Annotated in this window: 13 protein-coding genes and 1 tRNA gene; 7 read left to right on the forward strand and 7 right to left on the reverse strand. The window is 70.0% G+C overall.

All coding sequences use genetic code 11. The annotated features are described in order from the left end of the window. The 5 genes from AP428_RS17275 to AP428_RS17295 form a co-directional block, all read left to right on the forward strand. On the forward strand, positions 1-1,535 hold a 1,535-nt coding region (locus AP428_RS17275; RefSeq protein ID WP_054928338.1), incomplete at its 5' end, for an ABC transporter ATP-binding protein. Between the two features lie 146 nt (positions 1,536-1,681). Further along, on the forward strand, positions 1,682-3,865 hold the full coding sequence (locus tag AP428_RS17280) for a TonB-dependent siderophore receptor (RefSeq protein ID WP_050768806.1): 2,184 nt from the start codon (positions 1,682-1,684) through the stop codon (positions 3,863-3,865). Next, positions 3,865-4,128 carry a hypothetical protein gene (locus tag AP428_RS17285; protein ID WP_011547178.1) on the forward strand — a complete coding sequence of 88 codons (264 nt, stop codon included), beginning with the start codon at positions 3,865-3,867 and terminating at the stop codon, positions 4,126-4,128. The genes AP428_RS17280 and AP428_RS17285 overlap by 1 nt, the downstream gene beginning before the upstream one ends. A gap of 1 nt (position 4,129) precedes the next feature. Further along, positions 4,130-5,641, forward strand: a complete 1,512-nt coding sequence (locus AP428_RS17290) for a PepSY domain-containing protein (protein WP_011547179.1) — start codon at positions 4,130-4,132, stop codon at positions 5,639-5,641. A 22-nt stretch (positions 5,642-5,663) separates the two neighbouring features. Then, positions 5,664-6,911: a RhtX/FptX family siderophore transporter gene (locus tag AP428_RS17295; protein WP_011547180.1), complete on the forward strand. Its 1,248-nt coding sequence runs from the start codon at positions 5,664-5,666 to the stop codon at positions 6,909-6,911. A gap of 76 nt (positions 6,912-6,987) precedes the next feature. On the opposite strand, the gene AP428_RS17300 is transcribed toward AP428_RS17295, so the two are convergent. After that, positions 6,988-8,229: an MFS transporter gene (locus AP428_RS17300; RefSeq protein WP_027807286.1), complete on the reverse strand. Its 1,242-nt coding sequence runs from the start codon at positions 8,227-8,229 to the stop codon at positions 6,988-6,990. 139 nt (positions 8,230-8,368) lie between these two features. On the opposite strand from AP428_RS17300, the gene AP428_RS17305 reads away from it, so the two are divergent. Then, positions 8,369-9,241 (forward strand): LysR family transcriptional regulator, encoded by an 873-nt coding sequence (locus tag AP428_RS17305; protein ID WP_011547182.1) that lies wholly within the window; start codon positions 8,369-8,371, stop codon positions 9,239-9,241. A 74-nt stretch (positions 9,242-9,315) separates the two neighbouring features. Here AP428_RS17305 and AP428_RS17310 read toward each other — a convergent pair. Beyond that, a tRNA-Leu gene (locus AP428_RS17310) sits at positions 9,316-9,400 on the reverse strand. Between the two features lie 143 nt (positions 9,401-9,543). Here AP428_RS17310 and AP428_RS17315 point away from each other — a divergent pair. Beyond that, positions 9,544-10,857 (forward strand): leucine-rich repeat-containing protein kinase family protein, encoded by a 1,314-nt coding sequence (locus AP428_RS17315; RefSeq protein ID WP_011547183.1) that lies wholly within the window; start codon positions 9,544-9,546, stop codon positions 10,855-10,857. A gap of 15 nt (positions 10,858-10,872) precedes the next feature. On the opposite strand, the gene AP428_RS17320 is transcribed toward AP428_RS17315, so the two are convergent. From AP428_RS17320 to AP428_RS17340, 5 genes are all read right to left on the reverse strand, one after another. After that, positions 10,873-11,502, reverse strand: coding sequence for a LysE family translocator (locus AP428_RS17320; RefSeq protein ID WP_011547184.1), 630 nt, complete (start codon positions 11,500-11,502; stop codon positions 10,873-10,875). A 93-nt stretch (positions 11,503-11,595) separates the two neighbouring features. Next, on the reverse strand, positions 11,596-11,769 hold the full coding sequence (locus tag AP428_RS37190; RefSeq protein WP_011547185.1) for a hypothetical protein: 174 nt from the start codon (positions 11,767-11,769) through the stop codon (positions 11,596-11,598). 29 nt (positions 11,770-11,798) lie between these two features. Then, entirely contained in the window at positions 11,799-12,242 is a 444-nt protein-coding gene (locus AP428_RS17325) for a copper chaperone PCu(A)C (RefSeq protein WP_041489472.1), read from the reverse strand. Between the two features lie 92 nt (positions 12,243-12,334). After that, complete coding sequence (locus tag AP428_RS17330; RefSeq protein WP_011547187.1) at positions 12,335-12,700, reverse strand: copper resistance protein CopC; 366 nt, start codon at positions 12,698-12,700, stop codon at positions 12,335-12,337. Positions 12,701-12,992: 292 nt separating this feature from the next. After that, positions 12,993-13,370 (reverse strand): DUF2946 domain-containing protein, encoded by a 378-nt coding sequence (locus AP428_RS17340; RefSeq protein ID WP_011547188.1) that lies wholly within the window; start codon positions 13,368-13,370, stop codon positions 12,993-12,995. Positions 13,371-13,404 lie beyond the last annotated feature (34 nt).

Genomic DNA, 13,404 nt, shown 5'->3' on the forward strand with positions numbered 1-13,404 from the left:
AACGTCGAGGCTATCGCGCGGGCGGCGCGCTGGCCGTCGGCCTCGTCGAACGCCTCGTGCACCACCTGCCGCGCATCGCGTCGTGGCAGGCCGTGCGCGACAGTCATCGGGCCGGGTTGCTGCGCGGGCCGGTGATGCAGGCGATGGGAATTCCCGCGCACCTGCTCGGGCCGTTGATCGGCGCGGTCGTCACGCCGCTCGCGGTGGTCGCGGGGCTCGCGTGGATCGACTGGCGCATCGCGCTGTGCCTCGCGGCGGCGGCCGTGCTGCTGTTCGCGCTGCTGGAACGCGGCGGCGCCCGCACGCTCGCGTTCGAACAGGCGCGCGCCGCCGGCGATCGCGACATGGCCGTGCAGCTTCAGACCTTCGCCGCGCATCAGGGGCTGCTGCGCTTCGCGGGCCGGGACGGCGACGCACGCGCGGCGCTGCAGCGCGCGTTCGACGAACAGCATCGCCGCACGCGGGCGCTGATGCGGCGCTCGCTGCCGATCGAGCTCGGCTTCGCGGGAGCGGTGCAGGGCGTGTTCGTCGCGATGCTGATCGGCGGCGCGTGGGCCGTCGCGGCCGGCCGGCTCGACGCGGCGACGGCCGTCGCGGTGCTGGTGCTGCTCGTGCGCTTCATCGAGCCGCTCGCGCAGCTCACGCAGCTCGACCAGGCGCTGCGCGGCGGCTGGCGCGCGCTCGATACGGTGCTCGCGGTGCTGCATGCGCCACTTTTCGACAGCCCCGAGCGCGGCACGCCGGTACACGACGCGAGCGTCGACGCGCTGCGCGTCGGCTATCGGTCGGCCGGCGGCGCGACGCTGCTCGACGGGATCGACCTGCATTGTCCGGCGGGCGGCTTCGTCGCGATCGTCGGCCCGACGGGCGCGGGCAAGAGCACGCTGCTCGGCCTGCTCGCGCGGCTCGACGATCCGTGCGCCGGGCGCGTGCTGCTCGGCCGCGCCGACGTGCGGCACCTGAGCGAGGCGACGCTCGCCGCGACGCGCAACCTCGTGTTCCAGGACAACGGGCTGTTTCGCGGCAGCCTCGCGTGGAACGTGCGGATGGGGCGGCCCGACGCGACCGATGCCGAGCTGCGCGCCGCGCTGGATGCGGTCGGCCTGCTGCGCGACGCCGAACGCCTGCCGGACGGCCTCGACACCGACGTGGGGCCGGGCGGCCAGTTGCTGTCGGGCGGGCAGCGCCAGCGCGCATGCCTGGCGCGTGCGCTGCTGGCGCGCGCGCCGGTGCTGATGTTCGACGAGCCGACCGCGAGCCTCGATGAACTGAGCGCGCGACGCGTGCGCGACAGTCTCGTCGCGCTGCGCGGGCAACGCACGCGCATCGTCGTCACGCATCAGCCGGCGCTCGCGGCGGCCGCCGACACGATCGTCGTGCTCGATGCGGGCCGCGTGCGGGCGACCGGCACGCATGCGCAACTGATCGAGACCGATGCGTGGTACGCGACGTTCTCCCGCGCTGGACGGCCGCCCGACGGAGCGCCGCCCGCCGGCGCGGACGCCGAAACCCGCCCGGCCGAATCCGAGCAGTGACGTGAACAATGCGGGCCGCCGTGCCCGGAATCGATAGGAAAAGCTCCACGATCGAAAAATCGCCTGCCGGTTCTAATTGATAATGAGAATGATTATCAAATACGGGGGCGTGAATGCGGTACGAGGTACGGGAACCTGAGAGATCGATGATGCAGGGCGCACGCGTCGCCCGTTTCGGGCGCTGGCGTCCGTCGCTGTACCTCGGCCTGCTGATCGCCGCGCATCCGGCGGCGGCGTTCGCCGATGCGGCGCCGGCGGCCGGCGCGGAAGTCCGCCGGGACAAAGCGGCCGCCGCGCAGCCTGCCGGGAGCGAGTTGAAGGCGATTGCGGTGAATGCGTCGCGCGGCGTCGCCGACGATCCGTCCGTGGCGACGGTCGGCAAGATGCCGCTCGCGTTGCGCGAGATTCCGCAGTCGGTCAGCGTGACGACGCGCGAGCGGATCGACCAGCAGAACCTGTTCTCGCTCGACGAGGTGATGCAGCAGTCGGCCGGCGTGACCGTCCAGCCGTACGTGCTGCTCACCACTGCGTACTTCGTGCGCGGCTTCAAGGTCGATTCGTTCGAATTCGACGGCGTGCCGGTCGTGATCGGCGACATGGCGAGCGCGCCGCAGGACATCTCGGTGTACGAACGCGTCGAAATCCTGCGCGGCGCGAACGGGCTGCTGCACGGCTCGGGCAATCCGGCCGCGACCGTCAACCTCGTGCGCAAGCGCCCGCAATACCAGTTCTCCGCGCATGCGACCGCCAGCGTCGGCAGCTGGGACCGCTATCGCGCGGAAGCCGACATCGGCGGCCCGCTCAATGCGGCCGGCACCGTGCGCAGCCGGCTCGTCGCCGCGTACGAGGATCGCCACTTCTTCTACGACCACGCGAAGCAGGACACGCGTTCGATCTACAGCGTCACGGAAGTCGACGTGACGCGCGACACGCTGCTCACGTTCGGCGCGCAGTACCAGACCACGACATCGGTGCCCGACATGTCCGGCGTGCCGATGGCGCGCGACGGGTCCAGCCTCGGCCTGTCGCGCTCGACGTTCCTCGACACCGCGTGGGGCCGTTTCAACTGGGACACGACGCGCGCGTTCGCGTCGATCGAGCAGAAGCTCGGCGCCGGCTGGAAGGCGAAGGTCAGCGGCGAATACCAGAGCGTGCGCTCGGACCTGAAGTACGCGGGTTCGTTTGGCGCGATCGATCCGGCGACGGGCGCCGGCGGCCGGCTGACCGGCGCCGCGTACCAGTTCAGCAGCTACAGCCGCAGCATCGATGCGAACGTGCAGGGCCCCGTGCATGCGTTCGGGCTCACGCACGACCTGCTGTTCGGCGTCACCTACGCGAACAGCAGCAGCGGGCAGATGACCGCGCCGCTGCTCGGCGACGTGGCCGGCACGCCGGTGAACGTGTACCGCTGGAACCCGAGCAGCGTGCCCGAGCCCGGCATCGGGCCGTACCAGCAGTCGCAGCAGAACGACGTTTCGCAGAAGGGCGTCTACGGGCTGGGCCGCATCAAGCTCGCGGAGCCGCTGACGCTCGTGCTCGGCGGCCGGATGAGCTGGTGGAACCAGGACAGCCTCGGCGCGCACTACAACACCGGCCACCAGTTCACGCCGTACGGCGGGCTGATCTGGGATTTCGCGCGCGACTGGTCGTGGTACGCGAGCTATGCGGAGGTGTTCCAGCCGCAGACCAAGTCGATGTGGGGCGGCGGCATCCTGACGCCGGTGAAGGGGCGCACCTACGAAACGGGCGTGAAGGGCGAACTGGCGGGCGGCAAGCTCGACGTGTCGCTCGCGGCGTTCCGCATCGATCTCGACAACAACCCGCAGGTCGACCTCGCGCATCCGTGCGCGGGGCCGAGCTGCTACTACGTGAACGGCGGCAGCGTGCGCAGCCAGGGCTTCGAGTTCGAGGCGAACGGGCGCATCACGCCGTGGTGGAGCGTGTGGGCGAGCTACACGTACGACACGATGCGTTATGCGGACAACCTCGCGAACGCGGGTTCGTTCGCGCCGCTGCTGAATCCGCGCCACCTGTTCCGGCTGTGGACCAACTACGACCTGCCGTGGCAGGAGCGGCGCTGGAGCATCGGCGGCGGCGTGCAGGTGCAGAGCAGCTACTCGGCGCAGGCGAACGGCGTCACGATGAGCCAGGGCGGCTACGCGCTCGCGAGCGTGCGGCTCGGCTACCGCTACGACAAGCACTGGAGCGCCGCGCTCAACGTCAACAACCTGTTCGACCGCACCTACTACCTGAGCCTGAGCCAGCCGGGCTGGAACAACCGTTACGGAGAACCGCGCAACGTGATGCTGACCGTGCGCGGGCAATTCTGATGGCGGCCGGCTGGGGCGCGCGGGCGGCGATCGCGATCGGCGGCGTGCTGCCGGGGGCGGTCGCGCTCGCGCTCACGCTGGCCCGTCATTACCCCGACGACGGCCTGAACCGGCTCTATGCGGCCGTGTTGCTGACGCTCGTCGCGAGCGTCGCCGCGCTGCTGTGGGTGCTCGTCGCCCCCGGCTGGCGACAGGCCGTGTGGCGTGCGGGTGCGTGGCTCGCGGTGCTCGTGCCGTGCGCGATGTTCTGGGGAGGGCGCTGACATGGATGCTTCGTCGCGTTCGCGCTGGCGCGCGCTGCATCGCGGCGCCGGCGCGCTGTTCGGCGTGGTGCTGTTCGTCGTGCTGTTCAGCGGCACCTGGAGTCTCGCGTTCGATTCGATGCAGGGCTGGTGGCGGCCGCCTGCGGTCGCCGTCGCACGGCCGACGTTGCCGCTCGACGCGCTCGTCGCGCGCGCGGCGTCGCTCGGGGTCGCGTTGCGCGACGCGCGCATCGTGCTGCCGCGGCCGGACGATCCGGCCATCCGTTTCTGCGACGCGCGCCAGACGTGCACGCTCGCGCTCGATTCGGCGACCGGCGCGCCGCTGCCCGACGCCGCGCGGGCGACGTTGATCGTCACGCTGCACAAGACGCTGTTCGCCGGCTTCCCCGGGCGCATCTTCGTGAGCCTGTGGGGCGTCGTACTGCTCGTGCTCATCGTCGCGGGCGTGGTCGTGCATCGCAAGCGCTGGCCCGACGCGGCGCGCATCCGGCGCGGCCACGGCTTGCGCGTCGCGCTGTTCGACCTGCACGCGTGGATCGGCCTGTGGGGCACGCCGTGGCTCGTGCTGTTCGCGTTCACCGGCGTGCTGTCGGGGCTCGGCGCGCTCGGCACGGTGTCGCTCGCGGGCGTCGCGTATCCGGGGCAGCCGCAGCGTGCGTTCGCCGAGCTGCTGGGCGGACCGTCGCCCGTCGAGGCCGGCGGCCCATGGCGGCATGCGCCCGATCTCGATGCGCTGCTGCGGCGCGACGCGGTGCGCAGGCCGGATTTCCGCCCCGAAGCCGTCGTGCTGCATCGCTGGGGCGACGTGAACGCACGCGTCGAGATTGCCGGTACGACCGCGGGCCTGCCGAGCACGGCCGTGTTCGAACGCCACCTGTACCGCGCGACGGACGGGCAATGGCTCGCCGATGCGACGTCGCGCGGCCGCGGTTTCTGGCTGCGCGCGTTCATCGCGGTGCAGCCGCTGCATTTCGCGCAATACGGCTGGGTGGGTGCGGCCGGTGATGGGCTGCGCGTGCTGCATTTCCTGATGGGGCTCGCCGCGTGTGCGTTGTGCGCGACGGGGCTGCATCTGTGGATCGAGCGGCGGCGCGCGCAGCGCGATCGCTCGGCGGACGTGCTGGCCGCCACCGCGGTCGGCGTGTGCGGCGGGCTCGTGCTCGCGGGCGGTGCGCTGCTGTTCGCCGGCCGTGCGCTGCCCGACGGCATGCACGTCGACCATGCGCTCGCGATGCTGTTCTGGGCCGTGTGGGGCGGCGCGATCGCGCTCGCGGCCTGCGTCGCCGATCGCGCGGCATGGCTGCGCGTGCTGATGCGTGCGGCCGGCGTCGCGTACGGGCTGGCCGGCGCGACCCATTGCGCGCTCGCGCTGCTGGACGCGGGCCGACCCGTGTACTGGCCGATCGACGCGGCGCTCGTCGCCTTCGGCGCATTGCTGCTGCGTGCGGCGCGCCGTCCGCGGCGCGACGCGATGCAGCCCGCGCGCGTGCCGGCCGGCGCCGAACCTTTTTAACCTCATGCAACTGGAGAATTCGATGCGCGACCTGCTCGAACATCGCCGCCTGGTCATCACGATCACGCTGCTTTACCTGTCACAGGGCATCCCGATCGGCATCGCGATGGACGCGATGCCGACGCTGCTGCGCCACGACGGCGCACCACTTCATGCGCTCGCGTTCCTGCCGCTCGTCGGGCTGCCGTGGGTCGTGAAATTCCTGTGGGCGCCTGTCGTCGACAACCGCTGGTCGCCCCGCATCGGCCGGCGGCGCAGCTGGATGCTGCCGATGCAGACGATCGTCGTGCTGTGCCTGGCCAGCCTCGCGCAGATCGGGATGACGGTCGCGACGGCGGGCTGGGCGGTCGGGCTGCTGGCCGTCGCGTCGCTCGCGAGCGCGACGCAGGACATCGCGAACGACGGGATGGCCGCCGAGCATTTCAGCGGCGACACGCTCGCGAGGATCAACGCGATCCAGATCGCGGGCGTGATGATCGGCTTCTTCGGCGGCGGCGCCGGCACGTTGACGCTGATCGGCCTGTTCGGCCAGCCAACCGCCTTTCTCGCGCTGGCCGCCGTCCCGCTCGCGAGCCTCGTCTGCGTGCTGTGGGTGTTGCCGCGCGACGCGGATCGCGCGCGCATCCGGCCTGATCACGATGCGAGCCTCGTGCGCTTCGCGAAGCGGCCGCGTTCGTGGTCGCTGCTGTCGCTCGCGCTGCTGTCGGCGATGACCGCCGTATCGGGCTTCGGCCTGTCGAAGCTGTTCCTCAACGACGCGGGCTGGTCGCTCGACGCGATCGGGAAGCTCGGAATGGCGGGCGGCGTCGTGACGGTCGTGCTCGGATGCGGCGGCGGCGCGTGGCTCGTGCGGGCGCTCGGCCTGTGGCGGGCGTTCACGGCCGGCGTGAGCTGCGCGGGCGCGGCGGCGCTGCTGTGGTTCGCGCAGGCGAGCGGGTGGCTGCCGGTGTCGCCGTCGTGGGCGTGGCTGTGCACGGTGCTCGGCTCGCTCGCGACCGGCATCACGTCCGTGTCGATCATGACGGCCGGCATGCGTTTCGCGGGCGGCAGCGATCAGGCCGGCACCGACGTGACCGCCGTGCAGAGCACGCGCGATCTCGGCGAGCTGATCGCGTCGTCGACGATCCTGTCGCTGACCGCGAAGGTCGGTTATACGGGCGGGTTTCTCACCGGCGTCGCGCTCGCGGTGCTGGCGGCGCTGATCGCGATGAAGCTGCGGCGGCGCGAGGCGGCGTATGCGATGAAAGGGGACGATGCGCTGGTGTCGTGACGGCTGAGCGGCCGGCGCAGGTGCACGGCGCGGGCCGCACCGCGCCGAGCCGCGTCACGCATGGCTCAAGGGCGACTCAAGCACGACTCAAGCGCCGCGCGGCCAGCAATGCGATGACGAGCAGCACCGCGACGTACGCGGCGACGCTCGTCCACGCGCCGCGTTGCCAGAACGCGCCGCCGACCGAGCCGAGCACGCTCGACCCGACGTAGTAGGCCAGCAGATACAGCGAAGCCGCATGCCCCTTCGCGGCGCCCGCGAGCGCGCCGACCCAGCCGCTCGCGACCGAGTGGGCGACGAAGAAGCCGATCGTCACGAGCACGATGCCGACGACGATCGCGACGAGCGAGTGCGACAGCGTCAGCGCGAGGCCCGCCGCGAACACGACGATGCCGCTGACCAGCACCGGCGCCCGCCCGAGGCGATCGGCGAGCGCGCCGGCGCTCGATGACGACACCATCCCGAACAGGTATGCGCCGAAAATCAGCCCGCACGCGGTCGGGCTCAGGTTGAACGGCGCCGCCATGAGCCGGAACCCGGCGTAGTTGTAGATCGTCACGAACGCACCCATCACCAGGAAGCCGATCGCGAACACGAACGGCAGGCGCGCATGACGCAGTTGCGCGTGCCACAGCCGCAGGTGGTGACGCAGCGTCAGGTCGGTGCGCTTCACGAAGCGTCGCGAGGCCGGCAGCAGCATCACGAACGCGATCGCCGCGAGCAGGTCGACGACGCCGATCGACAGCATCGCCGTGCGCCACGAGAAGTGCTCCTCGAGCGCGCTCATCCCGATCCGTCCGATCATGCCGCCGAACGCGGTCCCGCCGACATAGAGCCCCATCGAGAAGCCGAGCCCGTCGGCGGCGATTTCTTCCGCGAGATAGGCCATCGCCACCGCCGGCACGCCGCCCAGCGCGAAGCCTTCGAGCGCGCGCCAGACCAGCAGCAGGTGCCAGTTCGGCGACCACGCGGCGAGCAGGTTGAACAGCGCGGCCAGCGTCATCGACGCGAACATCAGCCCGCGCCGCCCGACCCGTTCGGACAGCGCGCCGGCGCACAGGATCGACACCGCGAGCATCCCGGTCGACAACGACAGCGACAGCGAACTCGATGCCGCGCCGACGTTGAACTCATGGGCGAACGCGGGCAGCAGCGGCTGCACGCAGTACAGCAGCGAGAAAGTGGAAAAGCCGGCGAGGAACAGCGCGAACGCGATGCGCTTGTACGCGGCCGAGCGCGGGGACACGCCGGCCGGCAGCGCATCGGGTGCGGCGTTCTGCGTGCCGGGCATGGAACGGGAAATCGAAGCGGAGGACATGAAGGCACTCGATGTGCGACGGAATACGCGAATTCTTGCGCACGGCCATGTATATGTCCAATATATGAAATGAACCGCAGCCATATGTTTTAACACTGGCCGACAGGCCGATCCGACTCACCGCGAGGTCACGTCACGCATGGAACTCCGGCATCTCCGCTACTTTCTGGCCGTCGCGGCCGCATCGAATTTCACGAAGGCCGCCGAAATGCTCGGTATCGGCCAGCCGCCGTTGAGCCAGCAGATCAAGGCGCTCGAGAACGAGCTCGGCGTGGAGCTGTTCAAGCGGACCGCGCGCGGCGCCGAGCTCACGCTGGCGGGTGAGGTGTTCGCGGAAGAGGCGCGACGCGTGCTCGACGACGCCGAGCGCGCGGCACGGGCGGCCAGGCGCGCCGCGCGCGGGGAAACCGGTCATTTGCGGGTCGGCTTCACCGGCACGGCCGCGTTCAATCCGAAAGTGTCGGATCTGATTCGCCGCTTTCGGGAGGCGTTCCCGGATGCCGAGCTGACGTTGCAGGAAGCGACGTCGGGCGTGCTGCTGGAAGCGCTGGAGGCCGGGCGCCTCGACGTCGCGATCGTGCGGCCCGAGCGCCGCGTCGCCGCGACGCTGCGGGTAGCCGACTGGGACGAGGAGCCGATGTTCGTCGCGCTGCCCGTCGCGCACCGGCTGGCGCAGCGCCGGCGCATCGAGTTGGCGGAGTTGGCCGACGAGTCGTTCGTGCAGGTGCCGCGCGCGGCCGGCGGCGCGCTGTTCGACGACATCGTCGCTGCGTGCCAGGCCGCCGGGTTCGAGCCGCGCATGGCACAACCGGCGCCGCAGATGGCGTCCGCGGTGACGCTGGTGGCGGCCGGGCTCGGCGTATCGGTCGTGCCGAAGGCGATTACGCAGGTGCAGGTGCCCGGCGTCGTATACCGGCCGTTCGCGGGTAACCGGTTTCGCGCGAGGCTGGCCATCGCGTCGCGCTGCGACGAGCCGTCCGCGGTGGTGCGGAATTTTCTGTTGTTGGCGTAGCTGAAAACAAAAAACCCGCGACGCCATCTGCTGTCGCGGGTTTCGGAAATGCTGGAATGCGAGGAAAACGCATCTGGTGCCGACGGCGAGACTCGAACTCGCACAGCTTTCGCCACTACCCCCTCAAGATAGCGTGTCTACCAATTTCACCACGTCGGCACTGCAAGGGGCGCAATTCTAACGTCACATTCCGCATTTGTGAAGGGGGTATGACAAGGTCATGTAGGGGCACGCGATCGATCCCGGTAGAATTCGTCCGATCGACCCGACGGGTCCCCGCAACCGCCACCCGTTTTCTCCCCGTGACCCACACCCTCGAACAACTGCAGGCCGGACAACTGTCGGGCGCGCGGCAACTCAAGCTCGCGTGCGGATTAACCGAATTTCCGCGCGAGATCTTCGATCTGGCCGACACGCTCGAAGTGCTCGACCTCACCGGCAATGCGTTGTCCGCGCTACCCGACGACCTGCCGCGGCTGCATCGCCTGCGCATCCTGTTCGCGTCGGGCAACCGCTTCACCGCTTTTCCCAACGTGCTCGGCGCGTGCGATCAACTCGACATGATCGGCTTCAAGGCGAACTCGATTCACACCGTGCCGCGCGGCGCGCTGCCGCGTGCGCTGCGCTGGCTGATCCTGACCGACAACGCAATCGAGGAACTGCCGGCCGACATCGGCGACTGTGCGCGGTTGCAGAAGCTCATGCTGGCCGGCAACCAGCTGCGGGCGCTGCCCGCGGAAATGGCCGCCTGCCGTGCGCTGGAGCTGGTGCGCCTGTCGGCGAACCGGCTGGACGCGTTGCCCGACTGGCTGTCGCGCCTGCCGCGTCTTGCGTGGCTCGCCGTGGCCGGCAATCCGTTCGGCGCGGTGCCGGAGGCCGCGGCGTCCGCCGGGCCGGACGTCGCGGAAATCGACTGGGCCGCGCTGTCATGCGAACAGAAACTGGGCGAGGGCGCGTCGGGTGTCATTTACCGTGCGCAGTGGCGTGCGGACGGTCATCCGCCGCGCACGGTCGCGGTCAAGCTGTTCAAGGGCGCGGTGACGAGCGACGGCCTGCCCGATTGCGAAATGGCCGCGTGCCTGCATGCCGGCGGTCATCCGAACCTGATCCCGGTGATCGGCAAGCTGCGCGGGCATCCGGATGGCACGCACGGCCTGGTGATGGAACTGGTCGATCCCGCGCTGACGAACCTCGCCGGGCCGCCGAGCTTCGCGTCCTGCACGCGCGACGTCTATGCCGCCGATGCGAGATTCGAGCCGGCACAAGCGCTGCGGATCGCGCACGGCATCGCGTCGGTCGCCGGCCATCTGCACGCGCGCGGCATCATGCATGGCGACCTGTATGCGCACAACATCCTGCACGACGGCGCAGGCGGCGCGCTGCTCGGGGATTTCGGCGCGGCGTCGCTGTACGACCCGACCGAGCGCACGCGCGGCGCAAGGTTCGAACGGCTCGAAGCGCGCGCGTTCGGCTATCTGCTCGGCGAATTGCTCGAGCGCTGCGAACCGCACGTCGGCGCGCTCGATGCGTTGGCGGCGGCCTGCGTGAACGAGGACGTCGATGCGCGGCCGTCGTTCGACGAGATCACGGCCGCGCTGGCCGCTCGCATGCGCTGACCGGATGGGGCCGGCTCATGCCTGCCGCGCGGTCAGCAGCTTGATGCCGAGCCCGACGAACAGCAGTCCGCTCGCACGCTTGAGCGCGCGCACCGCGCGGCTCATGCCGAAGCCGCGATGCAGGCGGCGCACGCCGGCCGAATAGACGCTGTGAACGACCACGACCGTGCAGGCGATCGTCGCGTACATCACGACGAACTGCAGCGCCAGCGGGCGGTCGTGCACGATGAACTGCGGCATGAAAGCGGACAGGAAGATCATCGTCTTCGGATTGCTGCCCGACACGAACAGCGCTTCACGAAACAGCTTCCGTCGATCGGGCACGGCGATCTCCGCGGCGCCGCTCGATGCGGCGGTCTTGCGCTCGCCGCGTAACTGCCGCACACCCAGAAAGATCAGATACGCGGCGCCGATCACCTTCATCGCGACGAACAGCGGCGGCATCGCGGCCAGCACCGCGCCCACGCCGAGCGCGACCAGCAGCACGACCACGCCCTGCGCGACGAGGTTGCCGGCGATCGTCGCGGCGGTGCCGTGCGCGCCGTAGCGCACCGTGTTGCGGATCACGAGCAGCACGTTGGGCCCCGGCGACAGCGTCGTGGCGAGATAGGCTGCGGCAAACAGCATCCAGGTCTGAATGGACATGCGGCGCTCCGGAAGGCGGTTCCAGCGGTCGGGATGAAGCGATGATGCCACGCCAATAAGGGCGCGGGCCGCCGCCGGAACCGTGCCGTCGCGTCAGCGTGCGTCGCGCATGCAGTACGCGGGAATCGACGGCGGCGTATCGATGGCGGCAGGCCGCGTCATCCACGCGATCCAGGCGGCCCATAACCCGCAGACGATCAGCACCGCGACATTCAGCGGCGTCCGGTAGCGAACGATCAGGTCGGCCAGCGGCAGGCGGTTTTTCATGTGCGTCTCCTTTCGTGAGGCAGGCGGCGTTACTGGCCGGCGTAGGTCGGCGCCTTCGCGTCGCAGGTCACGGACACGGTCGAGCCGTCCGCGAAGTGCAGCCGGAACGGCACCTTCGCGCCGGGCGTGACGGACTGGCGCGGTTCCTCGAGCATCACGTGATAGCTCTTCGGCTTGAACGTCACCGAGCCGTGCGCCGGCACGACGACCGAGTCGACGTGCACCATCTTCGCGGTGCTGCCGCTCGTCTGCGTTTCATGCACCATCGCCATCCCGTAGGCGGGCGTGTCGATACCGGTCAGCGTCGCGGGCGCGTCGCCGTGGTTCTTCAGCGTGAAGTAGCCGGAGGACGGCACCGTCGCCGGCATGGTGCGAATCCAGCACGCATCGGCCTGGATGGTCGACGCGGCGAAGGTGGCGGTGGCGTGCAGCGCCAGCGCCACGAGCAGGCCGGTCGGAATCGAGCGTTTCATCATGTGTTCTCCTGATTGGGTGCGATGCCGCGGGCATCGATGCGAATGTGCTCGGCACGAAGCACCGATGCGCATCGCGTGCGTGACATGCGTTACTTCAGCGTGAATGCGTAGCGGCCGTGCGTGCGATGGCCGTCGCTGGCCACCGCGATCCATGCGACCGTGTAGGTGCCGGGCTTCAGGCTCGCCAGTGCGACGTGCATCCGCTTCCGGTTGCCGGCGTCGACGGCCGACTTCCCGTCGACGACCGACTGCCCATGGCTGTCGGTCACGGCGATCGAGCTGAACGCGGGCTCGAGCGCTTCGCCGAACTCGATCGTGACCGCGGGCGGCGCGCTCGACAGTGTGGCGTCGGGGGCCGGGTCCTGCGTTTTCGGAAGGGCATGTGCATGAGCGGCGTGGATAACGACGAAGCCGAGTGCGGCGAGTGCGCCGCGAACGAAAGTGGTGGTTTTCATGACTGGATGAGCGAATGACGAATCGGATGGAAAAGACGGATTCGACGGACGGCCGCGTGAACGGCATCGATGTCGGCGGCGCTCGGCGCGGACGTGCGAGGACGGGCATTCGCATGCGGGCGAATGCCGGAGCGCGGCGATCCGAACCGGAGACGGCCAACCACGCGCGCGGCACGACGCCGTGCGCGGCAGGGTGAGACATGATCGTCCTTCGAAACGTGACACGTCGCGCACGCGGGCGGCGTGCGCGGGCGACGTGATGCACGACGGCATCACGCGTAATGACGACGGATCAGGACGTGAACGGCGGGGCGCGCGGTTGCGCGGCCGTGAGCGGCTGCGCGCGGCGCAGGCTTTCGAAGCGGGTGGCCGCGCGATGTTCGATCGCGTGCACGCGGGCCGCAAACGTCAGTTCGGGGGCGGGTAGCGCGGGGGTATGGGCAAGCAGGCTGCAGTAGCCGCATGCGTGGAGATGGGCCTGCAGGCTTTTCGTCGCCGTATCGGCGGACGGCGTGCCGGCGGCCGGCGCGGACGAACAGTAGCCGGCCAGCAGCGCGTCGACGCGCCCTTGCGTGGTCAGCGCCTGCGAGATCGTCGGCGCGAGCGCCGTCATCAGGATGGCGAGCATCCCGATCAGACTGCCGATCTTCCGGAGGCGACGACTCAGCATGCGATGCGCGGCGGCGGGTGGACGACGATGCGGC

Source organism: Burkholderia sp. E168m22 (assembly GCF_001319805.1).
GTDB classification, from domain to species: domain Bacteria; phylum Pseudomonadota; class Gammaproteobacteria; order Burkholderiales; family Burkholderiaceae; genus Burkholderia; species Burkholderia orbicola.